Raw genomic sequence first — 13,080 nt, 5'->3', positions numbered from 1 at the left:
GAAGGGATCTGACAATGACACTTGATCGTGCCGTATTGGCTTTTGCAGGAATAGTGGTTCTGCTGGGTATCGTCCTGTCGCTGACAGTCCATCCCTATTGGGTTGGTCTGAGTGCTTTTGCCGGGCTGAATATGCTGCAAGCTGCGTTCACCGGTTTCTGCCCCGCTGCGAAAATCTTCAAGGCAATGGGCGTCGTCCCGGGGGTTGCTTTCAAGTGAAAAAGCCCGCGCTCATTCTTGGCTTTTCAACACTCGTCTGGGTGATGCCGCTGCACGCGACAACGCTTGAAGAAGCGATAGCTGCAGCAAAAGAGCATGCCCCCGAAGTTGAGGTTGCCGAGGCCGAAAGCGACATCGCCAAAGCACGGCTGCAACAAGCCAAATCGGGCGGACGGCCGAGCGCAACTCTGTCAGGCACTATTGGTGCAGGGCGACTGGACCCGAAGGGTTATTTCGGGCTGACAGCAGACAATGTAACGCCTACCGCTGCCCAGTTGGTGATTGAGCAGCCATTGTTCACCGGCGGCAAGGTTTCGGCCGGGGTCGAACAGGCGCGCGCCGGCATGGCAGCAGCCGAGGCGGGCGTCGTTGCGACCGAGGCCAATCTGGTCGCCAATGTAGCCGGGGCCTATGGGTCTGTGATCGCTGCCGAGACAATGGTGCGCCACTATGCGCAGTTGGTTGACGAGACCGAGGAGATTGAGCGGCAAGCGCGCCTTCGGTTCAGCGTCGGTGAAAGCCCCAGAACCGATGTCGCGCAGGCGCAGGCCCGGACGGCAGAGGCAAAGGCCGGTTTGGCGCGCTCCGAAGGGCAATTGGTGACAGCGCGTGCGCGGTTCCGGTCATTGACTGGACTCGAGGGTGCTGACTTGCAACCCCTGCCTGCCAGTCCGCTGCTTCCCGCAACACTTGACGATGCTGTCGCCCAGGCTGAAGCCGACAACCCGCAACTCGCACAGGCCGAAGCAGGCGTGAAAGCCGCTCAAGCCGGATTGAAGGGCGAAAAAGCCGATCAACTTCCCATGGTCAGCGCTTTTGCAGAAGGTGCGATGGTGCGCGACCAGTTTTTCCCGGGATATAAGGCCGACAGCGCAACGGTTGGGGTCAGGGCCCGTTGGCAGATTTTTAGCGGCGGGCGCGTCTCTGGCAAGATTGCCGAAAGTGATGCCCGGCTGCGTGTCGCCGAAGCGCAATTGCGCGCTGCCCGGGATGCGATCCGCGAACATGTTATTGCGGCCTTCTCTGGCGTTCGAACAGCTGCCCTAGTTGAAACCGCAGCGCAAGAGCAGGAAAGCGCGGCGCGCGAGGCACTGCGCAGCGTGCGTGAGGAAGTACGCGTCGGCATGAAACCGCAGCTCGCTTTGCTTGATGCGGAACGCGAGGCGATCGCTGCCTCCGCTGCGCTGGAATCCGCACGCACAGACCGCATAGTCTCGGCTTACCGCCTGCTCGCCCTTGTCGGCGCGCAATGAACCAGAACCGGAAAGGCTTCTATCGTGGCAATTAGCAAAAATCTCCAAAACGGGACCCTGTCGGTGCTTGGAGCATTGGCAATATGCGGATGCGCTTCCCCTTCACTCGCGGTTGCCAAAGCAGATCAGGAGGCGCTGGTTGCCGCGCTTGACGATGAATATCGTGCAGAAGCGATCTACGCGGCTGTAATAGGAAAATTTGGGGATGCGCGTCCCTTCATCAACATCATCGAAGCCGAACGGCGGCATGCCGCCATGGTCAAAGCCGAAATGGACCGTCTTGGGATCAGCTATGCTCAAGCCAATCCCTGGCTGGATAAGGAGCAAGCTCCTGCCTCACTGCTAGAAGCGTGCCAGCAAGGTATAATCGCTGAGCAGGAAAATATCGCGCTCTACGATAAATTGCTCCCGTCCATTCAGGATGCACAAGTTCGCGCTACCCTCACCAAACTGCAAGCCGCTTCACGCGATCGCCATCTTCCCGCCTTTGAGCGTTGCGTCGCCCGGGGTGGTGTGATGGGTCGCGGCCCAGGACACGGCATGAATGGCCAGGGCCGCGGTCAATAATTGCGGGCTGCCGCAGACTATCCAGAAAGGAACCCTCCCCATGCACAAGGATTGGGCCGCCATGGCCAGCGAATTGTCGGGCGCGATCAAGCAGGTCCGCCTCGGCAGCCCCGAAGTGACCAAAGCTTTTTCGGCGATGGCCCAGGCGGCGACTGCGGGCGGTGCTGTCGACACCAAGACCAAGGAACTGATTGCGCTTGCCATATCGGTTGCGATCCGGTGCGATGGCTGTGTTGCTTTCCATGCGCAAGCAGCGGTCAAACATGGTGCGACGCGCGAAGAGATCATGGAAGTAATGGGCATGGCGCTGTATATGGGCGCTGGCCCCAGTCTAATGTATGCCGCGCAGGCAGTTGAGGCTTATGACCAGTTCAAGGAGGCGGCCAATGGCTGACGCAATCATCGATCAGGCGGCGGCGATAATTGAGCGCGGCAAATCCGCGCCGGTTGTCGTCAAAACCTTCTTCGACGAAGACACCTTCACTGCGACGCATGTCGTCAGCGACCCGGTAACGTCCAAGGCTGCCATCATCGACTCGGTGCTTGATTTTGATGCACCGTCTGGCCGGACGTCGACCAAATCAGCCGATCAGCTGGTCGAATATGTGAAGAACGCCAATCTCGACATCGAATGGATTTTGGAAACGCACGCCCATGCGGATCATATCTCTGCCGCGCCCTATTTACAGGAACGGCTGGGTGGAACCCTCGCCATCGGGGCAGAGATTACCCATGTACAGGGCGTGTTTGGCAGTGTTTTCAACCTCGATGATCGCTTCAAGCGGGATGGGTCGCAGTTCGAAAGGTTGTTCGGCGATGGTGCGACATTCAAACTGGGTTCCGTTGATGCACTGGCACTGCATGTCCCCGGCCACACCCCAGCCGACATGGCCTTCGTCATCGGCGATGCGGCCTTTATCGGCGACACGCTCTTCATGCCGGACTATGGCACCGCCCGTGCTGACTTTCCGGGTGGCGATGCGCGTACCTTGTTCCGTTCCATCAAACGGCTCTTGACGCTTCCTGGCGAGACGCGGCTCTTTCTGTGCCACGACTATAAAGCGCCGGGCCGTGATGTCTTTGTTTGGGAAACCACTGTCGCAGCCCAACGTAGCGGCAACGTCCATGTCCATGATGGCATAAGCGAGGACGAGTTTGTTGCGATGCGTGAAGCCCGCGATGCGACGCTGGGCATGCCCAAACTGATCCTGCCTTCGATCCAGGTCAATATCCGTGGCGGGCACTTTCCCGAACCCGAAGCCAATGGCAGCCGTTACCTGAAACTGCCGGTCGACGCGTTGTAAGCCGATGATGCTCGAGCCCTTCCAATATTGGCTCGGTAGCGGGGCCGGCGCATTGGTCGGCTTTGTACTCGGGCTGGTCGGTGGAGGAGGCTCGATTCTAGCTGTGCCGCTGATGGTTTATCTGGTCGGCGTCACCAATCCCCATGTCGCTATCGGCACCAGCGCGCTGGCCGTTGCTGCCAATGCACTGGCCAATCTGGTCCCGCATGCGCGCAAAGGCAATGTCATCTGGCGCTGCGGGGGCATGTATGCCTTTGCCGGAGCCATAGGAGCCTTTGCCGGTTCGACCATTGGCAAAGCAGTCGACGGGCAGAAGCTTCTGCTGCTGTTCGCGCTGTTGATGCTGGTGGTCGGTGCGATCATGCTCAAGAACCGCAATGACATCGGAGATCCGGGAGCAAGTTGTCATCGCGAAAACGCCCCCAAGGTGATGGCCTATGGCGGCGCTACAGGGTTGTTCTCGGGGTTTTTCGGGATTGGCGGGGGGTTCCTCATCGTTCCTGGTCTGATTGCAGCCACCCATATGCCGATGGTCAATGCAGTCGGGTCGTCCTTGGTTGCTGTCGCTGCCTTTGGCCTGTCGACCTCGTTCAACTATGCCCTTTCGGGGTTGGTCGACTGGTGGTTAGCAGGGGCCTTTATTGGCGGCGGCATCATTGGCGGATGGCTCGGCGCCATTGCCTCGACGCGCCTGTCGAGCAAGAAAGGCGCGCTGAACACGTTGTTCGCCTTGCTGATCTTTGTGGTTGCCGCCTATATGATCTACCGCGGCATTGGCGAACTCTGATTGGCTTTACTGCCGCAATTTGGTGATTTGGCGCGAAACAAACCACGTCACGGGCAAGGCAGCGACAAATCCCGCGGCGGCTGCGATCATGATCGGTTTGCCGGTATCAAGCTGCATCGTCAGAACGGCGACAATGGCACTCCCCATCATCGTTGTGGCGATCACAAAAAACAACGCGAACATCAAACGACCGGTCATAGAGCGTCTCCATTTTTAAGAGACAATAATGGTAACCGATTGCGAGGCATTGATTTGCGTCAAGTTCAGTTCGACAGTTGAATTATGATTTCGCAATTAATGTTGTTCAACGTCGTTTTATCGACCAACTAGACACCTGCTGCGAGGCAGTTGTCGTTACCCCGACCGAATAGCAGCCTCTCGTTTTGGCCAAGCCATATCTTGCCTTTGCGTTTCATATGCATGTTCAAACGCGACGAGCGAACGATTGCCCGGCCAATGGAGCAGCGGCTAGAAGTAGAAAGCGACTATATGCGCACCCAGGAAGACGGCGTGATCCGCTATCGCAAGACCTAGATCATCGCTAATATAACCGCGAGTTTGGGGTTACTCATGCAAGCCGGTGATTTTGCCCGAACCTTTGCTGAAGGTACGCCACAACAGGCCCTTGCCTGTTCCATGATTGAGGCATTGGACTATTCGGAAACATGGGTCGCTCGTGCGTGGAGCGATGGAACAGGGAAGAAACCAAAACACCAAAGGCTTCGTCAGCCGCGCGCCTAGAATTTGTAACCGGCTTCCACCCCGATCAGACGTCGCGCGCCTGGCGAGATAAACGAGCCGCCAAATTCGATCGCGGGATCGCTTCGTTGATATATTTGCGGTCGAGCATATTGTCAGCGAACGCAGTAAGGTTCCAGTTTTCACCTTCCAGCCCAAAGCGCAGGTTGAGCACGCCAAAGGCGTTGCGCTTTGCAACGCTGTAGTTCGCATTGCCGACAAATCCGGGAAGCGCGAGCGCCGAGATCGGCAGTAACTGGCTGAAGATCGTCGCACGCGTCTGGTTCTGTACCGTGTGGAACCAGGTCGGCCCAGTAATGCGGTAGTCGGCGCGTAGCACCAGATCCATCGCATTGCTCAACGGCGCATCAATCTGCGTGCCAAGGTTGATGGTATAGTCGGCAGTGTAAGGTGACTTGTTGCCCACCGTATAGGGGCGCGAAGCGTTGGCCTTGATCTCGCTGTCGGTGATGTTGACCGAACCGAAAACCTTCCAGCCATCGACGATTTTTGCCGTGGTGTTGAGTTCGACACCCTTCACATCGACCTTGTCGATATTGGACACGACGCGCAGCAGCCCGAACGAGCCGACGAAGAATTCGAAGAACTGCATGTCGGTGATGCGGGTGTAATAGCCCGCTAGATCAAAGGTCACGCGATTGTCGAACAGCGATCCCTTGATGCCGGCTTCGAATGCGCTCGATTTTTCCTTGCGGAACTGGTCGTTGATCGTCACGCCAGCCCCGATCGCCGGGACATTGAAATTGGCATTCACCAGAGCCGATGAGCCGGTATTGTTGAAACCGCCCGATTTGAACCCGATGCCCCAGTTGGCATAGATGTTGGTCGAACTGTTGGGCGTAAAGCTGAGCGTTACCTTGGGCTGCAACTGCTTGAAGCTTGCGGATTTGTCGGCAATGCTACCGGTCGCAGGCAGGCCGGGATTGATCTTGGCTCCGGTGATCGGATCGAACACATTGGGAACCAGGTTGGACGTGCTACGGTCTTCGACATCGTAACGCAGTGCGACGCCCGCTTTGAACTGGTCCGACATTTTATAATCGACCGATCCAAATGCGGCGTACACATCGGTTTTGAACTTGTCGTAGAACAATTGTGACGTCGGGTTGCTGCTGCCCGGAGCATTGTAGAGTTCGCGGCTTACGCCTTGCCCTAGGTCTGCGCCCAAGCTGACGCCGACCGAGCGGTCGATGTGCAGGCCATACACGCCCAATTGCCAGTTCAGTGGTCCATCCCCGTTGGAAGCAAGCCGGATTTCACCGCTGATATCCTTCTGGTTGCGGATCTGCAGCTGGGTGCCATCGCACGTGGTTGGGCTATAGGCGCCAAATGTAGAACCAGTTGCGGGCGCGAAGATGAAGGGTACCGGCACCTGGCCGATGAAACCCGGAGCATTCACAGGAAACCCGGTCAACGCGGAGGTCGTTGCAAAGCACTGGTTCTGGACAGCAAGGTTCGTTGCATTGGCGGGAGCCCCCAGCGCGGGCGAGATATAGCGCGCGAAGTCTGCAGATGTGCCGTCTGCTGTCAGGCTTTGATCGACATCTGAATAGAGCGCCCAGGCCGTCAGTTTGGTTGAACCGAAATCATGTTCCAGTTTTGCCGAGAAATCGATCGAACGCTGGTCATTGGTCGGACGGATATTGCCATAATAGCGAAGCGGGTGATCATCGACATCTTCGAAGAAAGCACCGCCAAAGGCTTCGATGTGGAATACCGAGTTGAAATTGATCGATGCGCCCGAGAGCTTAGAGTAGCGGGCCTTAAGGTCGAGATTGGTCGCATCGCCCAGTTGCGCGATCACGCGACCATCGATCGAATAGACTTCCTGATCGTCAACCACCTTACGGTCGAGGAAAAGGTTGCGATAGAAGCCGTCGGTGGTGCGATAGTTGCCGGACAGGACGAAGCCGACGCTATCGCCAAGCGGCCCGGCGATGTAAGCCGACCCGTCAATTGTTTTCTCATTGGCGTAGCTGAGCTTCACCGCCCCTTCGAGCGCGTCACCGGGTTTGACTGTCGAAACGACAATTGCACCTGCGGCAGCGTTGCGGCCATAAATAGCGCCCTGCGGGCCTTTAAGGATTTCGATCTGGCGCAGCGTACCCTGCGTCTGGTTGAGCTGGGCGGTATTGGTCTTCAGGATGCCGTCTACGACAAGCGCGACCGAGCTTTCCGCATCGCGCGCACCGTTGATACCTCGGATGTTGATCTGGGTGTCGCCTGCCTCGGCAGTGCCTGTGACGATCGTGACCCCGGGGGTGAGTTGCGCAAAGCCCTGGGCATTGTCAGCACCAGTTTTCGACAGCGAGTCTGCATCGATAACCGAAACAGAGGCAGGAACTTCGACCAGTCGCTCGTTCTGACGACGTGCGGTGACAATGATTTCTTCTGCTTCGGCTCCGTCTTCCGCTTCCTGGGCGAAGGCGATGCCGGGGATCAATGTGCTGGCTGCAATCGATGCGAGGAGCGCATGTTTCGTGAAACGCATGGTACCAAAACTCCCTGTGATAGCTATTATTGCTTTGCAGGCAGCTTATTGTATACAAATAGCGTTCGTCAAGAGGAGCATTTTACCTATGTCCCGGGCATCGGATCGCGCTTACAGCCATATCCGCAGCATGATTTTATCCGGCGAATTGCAGCCGGGATCGCAGATACGCGAAGAGGCGTTGGCCGAACTTTGCGGGGTTTCTCGCACGCCGGTGCGAGACGCGCTTCGTCGGCTCGAAGCGGAGCTTTTCATCCGCCGAAATGAATCGCAACGCAGCTTTGTCGCGGACTGGTCGCTCGACGATCTGGAGGAGGCCTTCCAGTTGCGTGCCATGCTGGAGGCTTATGCAGCGAGGCGGGCTGCAAAGCGGATTTCGTGGGATCAGCTCGCGCGATTGCGCAGTCACAATGACGCGATCCGGCAGGCCATAAGCGCCGCCCAGCCGGATATTCCCAAGTTTCTTGATCATAACCGCCATTTTCACGCCATCATCATGGAGGCTTCCGGTTCTCAGCGGCTTTCAGGCATGTTGGCTCAGGTAACCGAACAGCCCGTTGTTTTGCGAACGGCGCAGCAATATGACCTCGAAAATCTTAGGCGCTCACACCATGAACATGAGGAACTGGTCATGGCTTTTGACAGTCGCGACGGGGAATGGGCGGCGGCAGTCATGACGGCGCATATCCGCCGGGCGTTTCATGCCTATGCAGAGGCGCATGCGCGCGGAACCGAAAAAGGTCAGGTAAACGAGGCCGCATAATCCTGTTTGAAATTGTATACAAATATGGCATCAGGCTCCCATCATGGATATCCCTGGCAACATTGAATTTCTTGAGGTCGGTCCGCGCGACGGGCTCCAGAATGAGAGGAATCTGGTCTCAACCGCCAACAAATTGGCGTTGATTGACCGAGTTATCGATGCCGGTGCGCGCCGGATCGAAGTCACCAGTTTCGTGAACCCCAAGCGTGTGCCGCAAATGGCAGATGCGGAGGAGGTTTGCGCTGGTTTGCCATCGCGCGACGACGTCACCTTTATCGGACTGGTCATGAACCAGCGCGGTGCGGAACGCGCGATTGCCACCGGGCGGATTGATCAATTGGGTGCCGTGGCGGTTTCAACCGACACTTTCGCTATGGCCAATCAGGGGCAGACCAGCGACGAATCGGTTGAGGCCGCAAAAGCCGTAATTGAACTCGCCCGGGCAGAAGGGCGCACCGGCCAGTGCACCATCGCCGCCTCCTTCGGTTGCCCGTTCGAAGGCGAGGTTGCTGAAGACCGTGTCATCCAAATGGCGGTCGCCATTGCCGAGGCCGGGCCGGTCGAAATCGCGCTGGCCGACACTATCGGTGTCGCCAATCCGGCGCATGTCGCGCGACTGGTCGAGCGTGTGCGCCAGGCGGTGCAGCCGCTTCCCGTCCGTGTCCACTTTCACAACACCCGCAACACCGGCCTTGCCAATGTCTGGGCTGCGGTGATGGCTGGAGCAACGGTCGTAGATGCGTCGCTTGGCGGATTGGGCGGCTGCCCCTTCGCTCCGGGCGCTGCAGGCAATGTGCCGAGTGAGGATGTGGTTTACATGCTCGAACGGGCTGGCGTCCGCACGGGCATGGACTTGCACAGGTTGATTGAGGCCAGCAACTGGCTCTCGGGTGTGATGGAACGAAAACTGCCGGGAATGGTCGCGCAAGCACCGCATTTCCCAAAAGCAGCGTGAGGAGATAATGATGGGGTATCGTTTGGGCGTTGATGTCGGCGGGACATTCACCGACCTGTTGCTGTTCAACGCCGACACTGGCGCATTCTGGCGCCACAAGACGCCGTCCACGCCGCATGACAGCAGCGAGGGCATATTGAACGGCGTGACGGCGATTTGCGCCAATGCGGGTGTCAAACCGGCGGAGATCGACTATTTCCTTCACGGTACAACGGTTGCCACCAATGCGGTCTTGGAAGGCAAGGGCGCACGCGTCGGCCTAATCGTGACGGAAGGCTATCGCGATATCATGCAGATCGCCCGGTCCTATGTTCCGGGCGGCCTCGCAGCCTGGATCATCTGGCCCAAGCCGACACCGCTCGCGGCTCTGGAAGATACGGTGACTGTCGGCGGACGGATGAACGCGCAGGGCCAGGAAGTCCGCCCCCTTGATGAGAGCTCAGCGCGTGCCGCGCTGACACAGCTCAAGGACCAGGGCGTTGAGGCCATCACCGTCAGCTTCATGAATGCCTATACCAACGGCGCGCATGAAAAGCGCGTCGGCGAACTGGCGCGAGAAATCATGCAGGATGTACCTGTGTCGCTCAGCCACGAAGTGCTGCCCGAAATGCAGGAATATGAGCGGACCCTGACGACCGTCGCCAATGCGGCGGTGCGACCGGTGGTGAGCAAATATGTCTCCAACCTGCGGAACAAGCTGGCGGATTCGGGCTTTGCTGGAAAACTCTCGCTGCTGCGCTCGGATGGCGGGTTGATGTCTGCACAGAAAGCAGAGGAGCATCCGGTCAATATCCTGATGTCTGGTCCGGCGGGCGGAGTGACGGGCGCGCTGTGGGTTGGCAAGAATGCCGGGATCAAGAATATCCTGACGCTCGATGTCGGCGGCACCTCGACCGACGTGGCGCTGATCGAAAATCTGGAGCCGCGCCGGGTACGGACCACAGAGGTGGGGCACCTTGCGGTTCGCGCGTCTTCGCTTGATGTGAAAACGGTTGGCGCGGGTGGCGGCTCGATCGCTTATGTCCCCGAGCTGACCGGTGCGTTACGCGTCGGCCCGCAATCGGCAGGCGCGGTTCCGGGGCCTGTGGCTTATGGCAAGGGCGGCGAATTGCCGACCGTGACTGACGCCAATGTCGTGCTCGGCTATCTGCCGGAAAACCTGCTGGGCGGCAGCTTCCAGCTCGATCGCGAAGGTGCGAAAAAGGCGGTGCAGACCATCGCTGATGCGCTGGGCATCGACCTGATGTCGGCGGCGCGCGGGATCATCGACATCGTCAATGAGAATATGTTCGGCGCGTTGCGGATGATCTCGGTGCAGCAGGGTTACGACCCGCGTCATTTCGCCTTGATGGGCTTTGGCGGCGCCGGGCCGCTTCATGTCAACGCCGTCGCACGGCTGATGGGTAGCTGGCCGGCAGTCTCGCCCGTGTCGCCTGGTGTGCTCTGCGCCTTGGGTGATGCGACCACGCGGATGCGCACCGAGACCGCACGCTCCTTCTCGCGGCTGGCGACGACCACCGACGCGCAGGAGCTGATCGGCATCCTTAAGGAAATGGCCGATCAGACGCGCGCCGAGCTACGTTCCGATGGCATCGCCGATGCGGATATCAGCAGCGAGTTTGAAATCGACGTCCGCTATGCCGGGCAGGCGTTCGAAGTGCCGCTGACGATTACGCCCGAGGTGCTCGAACGCGATGGCATTGACGGCATATTGAAACGCTTCGACGAGGAGCATTTGCGGCTCTTCACCTTCAACATGGATACGCCCCATGAAATCGTGAACCTGCGTGCGGTGGCATTGGGGCAGGCGCTCGATCTGCCTGCCGCCGAACTGCCCAAGGGCGATGGCAATCCCATCGCTGCCAAGATGCGCGATCATAGTCTGTGGATGGATGGCAAGGAACAGGCGGCAGTTATCTACGACCGGTCGAAGCTGCGACAGGGCGACATCATCCCGGGCCCGGCCATTGTCGTCGAAATGGATTCCACCACGCTCATCGAAACCGGATGCGTTGCGATCGTCGACAAGGTCGGCAACATCCTGATCAATCTGGCTTGAGGAGGCGACAGCATGCCCGCCACAATCATTGAAACCAACCCCACACCGTTCAACAAGGTCGCGATAGATCCTGTCACGCTCGACATTATCGAAAACGCGCTGCGCAATGCGCGTATCGAAATGGATGCGACGCTTGTCCGCACGGCGATGTCACCCGGCATCCGCGAACAGGGCGATGCTTTTCCGCTGATTGCCGATCACACCGGCAAGATGATCGTCGGCCAGTTCGGCAGCTTTATCGGCGGCTTCCTCGATAATTTCGATGGCACGCTCGAAGATGGCGACATGATCTTCCTGTCCGATCCCTATTCCTGCGCGGGTGCGGTCAGCCATTCGAATGATTGGCTGGTGCTGCTCCCGGTGTTCAAGGACGGACGGCTGATCGCCTATACTTCAATGTTCGGACACCAGTCCGATATCGGCGGCAAGGTGGTGGGTTCGATGCCGATCAATGCCCATTCGATCTTTGAAGAAGGGGTGCGCATCCCGCCGGTCAAGATCTGGAAAAAGGGCGAGTATAATGACGATCTGATGAAGCTCGTCATGCACCAGACGCGCAAGCCGGACTGGTGCCAGGCGGACCTTAACGCGCTCATCGCCTCATGCCGGGTTGCGGCTCGGCGCGTGATCGAAATGGCCGCGCGCTTTGGTGATGACGTCTATGTCTCGGCGACGCAGGAATTGCTCGCGCGTAACCACCGTGCAATGAAATCGCTGATTGCCATGGCGATTGGTGAAGAGCCGGTGGCCTTCGAAGACTATATTTGCGACGATGGTATGGGCGCTGGCCCGTACAAGATCAAATGCACGATGTGGCGCGAAGGCGAAAAGGTCGTGCTCGATTTCGCCGGAACCGATCCGCAGAGCCAAGCCTCGATCAACTTCTATCTCAATGAAAACATGTTCAAGATGTTCTTCGGCATCTACATGATCATGGTCTTCGATCCGCAGATCCTGTTCAACGATGGCTTTTACGATCTGATCGATGTGCGCATCCCCGGAGGTTCGCTCCTCAAACCCAAATTTCCTGCAGCGCTTTCGGGTCGCACCCATGCGCTTGGCCGCATTTTCGACATTCTAGGCGGGCTATTGGGCCAAAAAACGCCGGAGTTCCTGAATGCGGCCGGTTTTTCTTCCAGCCCCCATCTGTTCTATTCTGGGCACGATAAAAAGGGCGAGTGGTTCCAGCTCTTCCAGATCGGTTTCGGTGGCATCCCCGGCCGCCCGATGGGCGATGGGCCGGATGGCCATTCGCTCTGGCCAGGCTTCACCAATGTGCCCAATGAATTTCTGGAGCGCTATTTCCCGTTGTTGATCGAACGCTACGAGACCGAACCCGATAGCGGCGGTGCGGGCCTGCACCGCGGTGGCAACGGCATCCATATGACCTATCGCTTCCTCAGCCCGGGCACGATCTCTATCCACGACGATCGCTGGTTCGTACCGCCCTGGGGTGTCAACGGCGGCGAGCCCGGCAAGCGCGCGCGCAAAATCCTCGAAAAGGCCGATGGCACTTCGCAGATCATTGGCAACAAGGTGGAGGAAGTGCAGGTCGAGGAGGGCGACCAACTACACTTCATCACCTGGGGTGGCGGCGGCTGGGGCGATCCGCTCGAGCGCGATCCGGACTTGGTCGCCAAGGAAATCGTGCAAGGGCTCGTTACCTCGGAAGGTGCAAAAGCCTATGGTGTGGTGGCCAGCGAACAAGGCGTGGTAGACAGCTCTGCTACCGAAGCCATGCGCGCCAAATTGCGCAGCGAGCGCGGTGCATTGCCGTTGTTCAACTATGGCCCTGGTATCGAAACATTGCGCGCCAATTGTGAAGCGGAAACCGGCCTTAAGGCACCTGTCCAGCCTGTCTGGCCGATGCTGGAGGCAGCCGAGTGAGCGCCTTAAAAGGATTGCGCGTTGTCGAAATGGGCCA

At 58.4% G+C, this 13,080-nt stretch carries 12 protein-coding genes; 10 read left to right on the top strand and 2 right to left on the bottom strand.

Annotation, left to right across the window (positions count from 1 at the left end; all coding sequences use genetic code 11):
- Positions 1-14: 14 nt before the first annotated feature.
- From Q0239_RS13410 to Q0239_RS13385, 6 genes are read left to right on the top strand one after another with little or no spacing between them, the layout of a single operon-like run.
- Positions 15-218, top strand: coding sequence for a DUF2892 domain-containing protein (locus tag Q0239_RS13410; RefSeq protein WP_298603688.1), 204 nt, complete (start codon positions 15-17; stop codon positions 216-218).
- Positions 215-1,471 carry a TolC family outer membrane protein gene (locus Q0239_RS13405; RefSeq protein WP_298603686.1) on the top strand — a complete coding sequence of 419 codons (1,257 nt, stop codon included), beginning with the start codon at positions 215-217 and terminating at the stop codon, positions 1,469-1,471. Before Q0239_RS13410 ends, Q0239_RS13405 begins: the two co-directional genes overlap by 4 nt.
- Before the next feature lie 24 nt (positions 1,472-1,495).
- Positions 1,496-2,038 (top strand): DUF2202 domain-containing protein, encoded by a 543-nt coding sequence (locus Q0239_RS13400; protein ID WP_298603684.1) that lies wholly within the window; start codon positions 1,496-1,498, stop codon positions 2,036-2,038.
- 40 nt (positions 2,039-2,078) lie between these two features.
- Positions 2,079-2,432, top strand: a complete 354-nt coding sequence (locus tag Q0239_RS13395) for a carboxymuconolactone decarboxylase family protein (RefSeq protein WP_298603683.1) — start codon at positions 2,079-2,081, stop codon at positions 2,430-2,432.
- Complete coding sequence (locus Q0239_RS13390; protein WP_298603681.1) at positions 2,425-3,342, top strand: MBL fold metallo-hydrolase; 918 nt, start codon at positions 2,425-2,427, stop codon at positions 3,340-3,342. Before Q0239_RS13395 ends, Q0239_RS13390 begins: the two co-directional genes overlap by 8 nt.
- A 4-nt stretch (positions 3,343-3,346) precedes the next feature.
- Positions 3,347-4,129 (top strand): sulfite exporter TauE/SafE family protein, encoded by a 783-nt coding sequence (locus Q0239_RS13385; RefSeq protein ID WP_298603679.1) that lies wholly within the window; start codon positions 3,347-3,349, stop codon positions 4,127-4,129.
- A 6-nt stretch (positions 4,130-4,135) separates the two neighbouring features.
- On the opposite strand, the gene Q0239_RS13380 is transcribed toward Q0239_RS13385, so the two are convergent.
- Complete coding sequence (locus tag Q0239_RS13380) at positions 4,136-4,327, bottom strand: hypothetical protein (RefSeq protein WP_298603677.1); 192 nt, start codon at positions 4,325-4,327, stop codon at positions 4,136-4,138.
- 568 nt (positions 4,328-4,895) lie between these two features.
- Entirely contained in the window at positions 4,896-7,379 is a 2,484-nt protein-coding gene (locus Q0239_RS13375; protein WP_367276113.1) for a TonB-dependent receptor, read from the bottom strand.
- Between the two features lie 88 nt (positions 7,380-7,467).
- Between Q0239_RS13375 and Q0239_RS13370 the strand changes: the two genes are divergently transcribed.
- From Q0239_RS13370 to Q0239_RS13355, 4 genes are read left to right on the top strand one after another with little or no spacing between them, the layout of a single operon-like run.
- The gene (locus Q0239_RS13370) at positions 7,468-8,142 is read left to right on the top strand and encodes a GntR family transcriptional regulator (RefSeq protein WP_298603675.1); all 675 of its coding nucleotides are present in this window, start codon (positions 7,468-7,470) and stop codon (positions 8,140-8,142) included.
- Between the two features lie 43 nt (positions 8,143-8,185).
- Complete coding sequence (locus tag Q0239_RS13365) at positions 8,186-9,097, top strand: hydroxymethylglutaryl-CoA lyase (RefSeq protein ID WP_298603673.1); 912 nt, start codon at positions 8,186-8,188, stop codon at positions 9,095-9,097.
- Between the two features lie 10 nt (positions 9,098-9,107).
- Complete coding sequence (locus Q0239_RS13360; RefSeq protein WP_298603718.1) at positions 9,108-11,156, top strand: hydantoinase/oxoprolinase family protein; 2,049 nt, start codon at positions 9,108-9,110, stop codon at positions 11,154-11,156.
- Between the two features lie 12 nt (positions 11,157-11,168).
- Complete coding sequence (locus Q0239_RS13355) at positions 11,169-13,043, top strand: hydantoinase B/oxoprolinase family protein (RefSeq protein WP_298603671.1); 1,875 nt, start codon at positions 11,169-11,171, stop codon at positions 13,041-13,043.
- The last annotated feature ends 37 nt before the right edge of the window (positions 13,044-13,080 follow it).

Source organism: uncultured Sphingorhabdus sp., assembly GCF_937872355.1.
Lineage (GTDB): Bacteria > Pseudomonadota > Alphaproteobacteria > Sphingomonadales > Sphingomonadaceae > Sphingorhabdus_B.
Note: the sequence above shows the minus strand (reverse complement) of the source record. Positions and strands in the feature narration are given on the sequence as shown.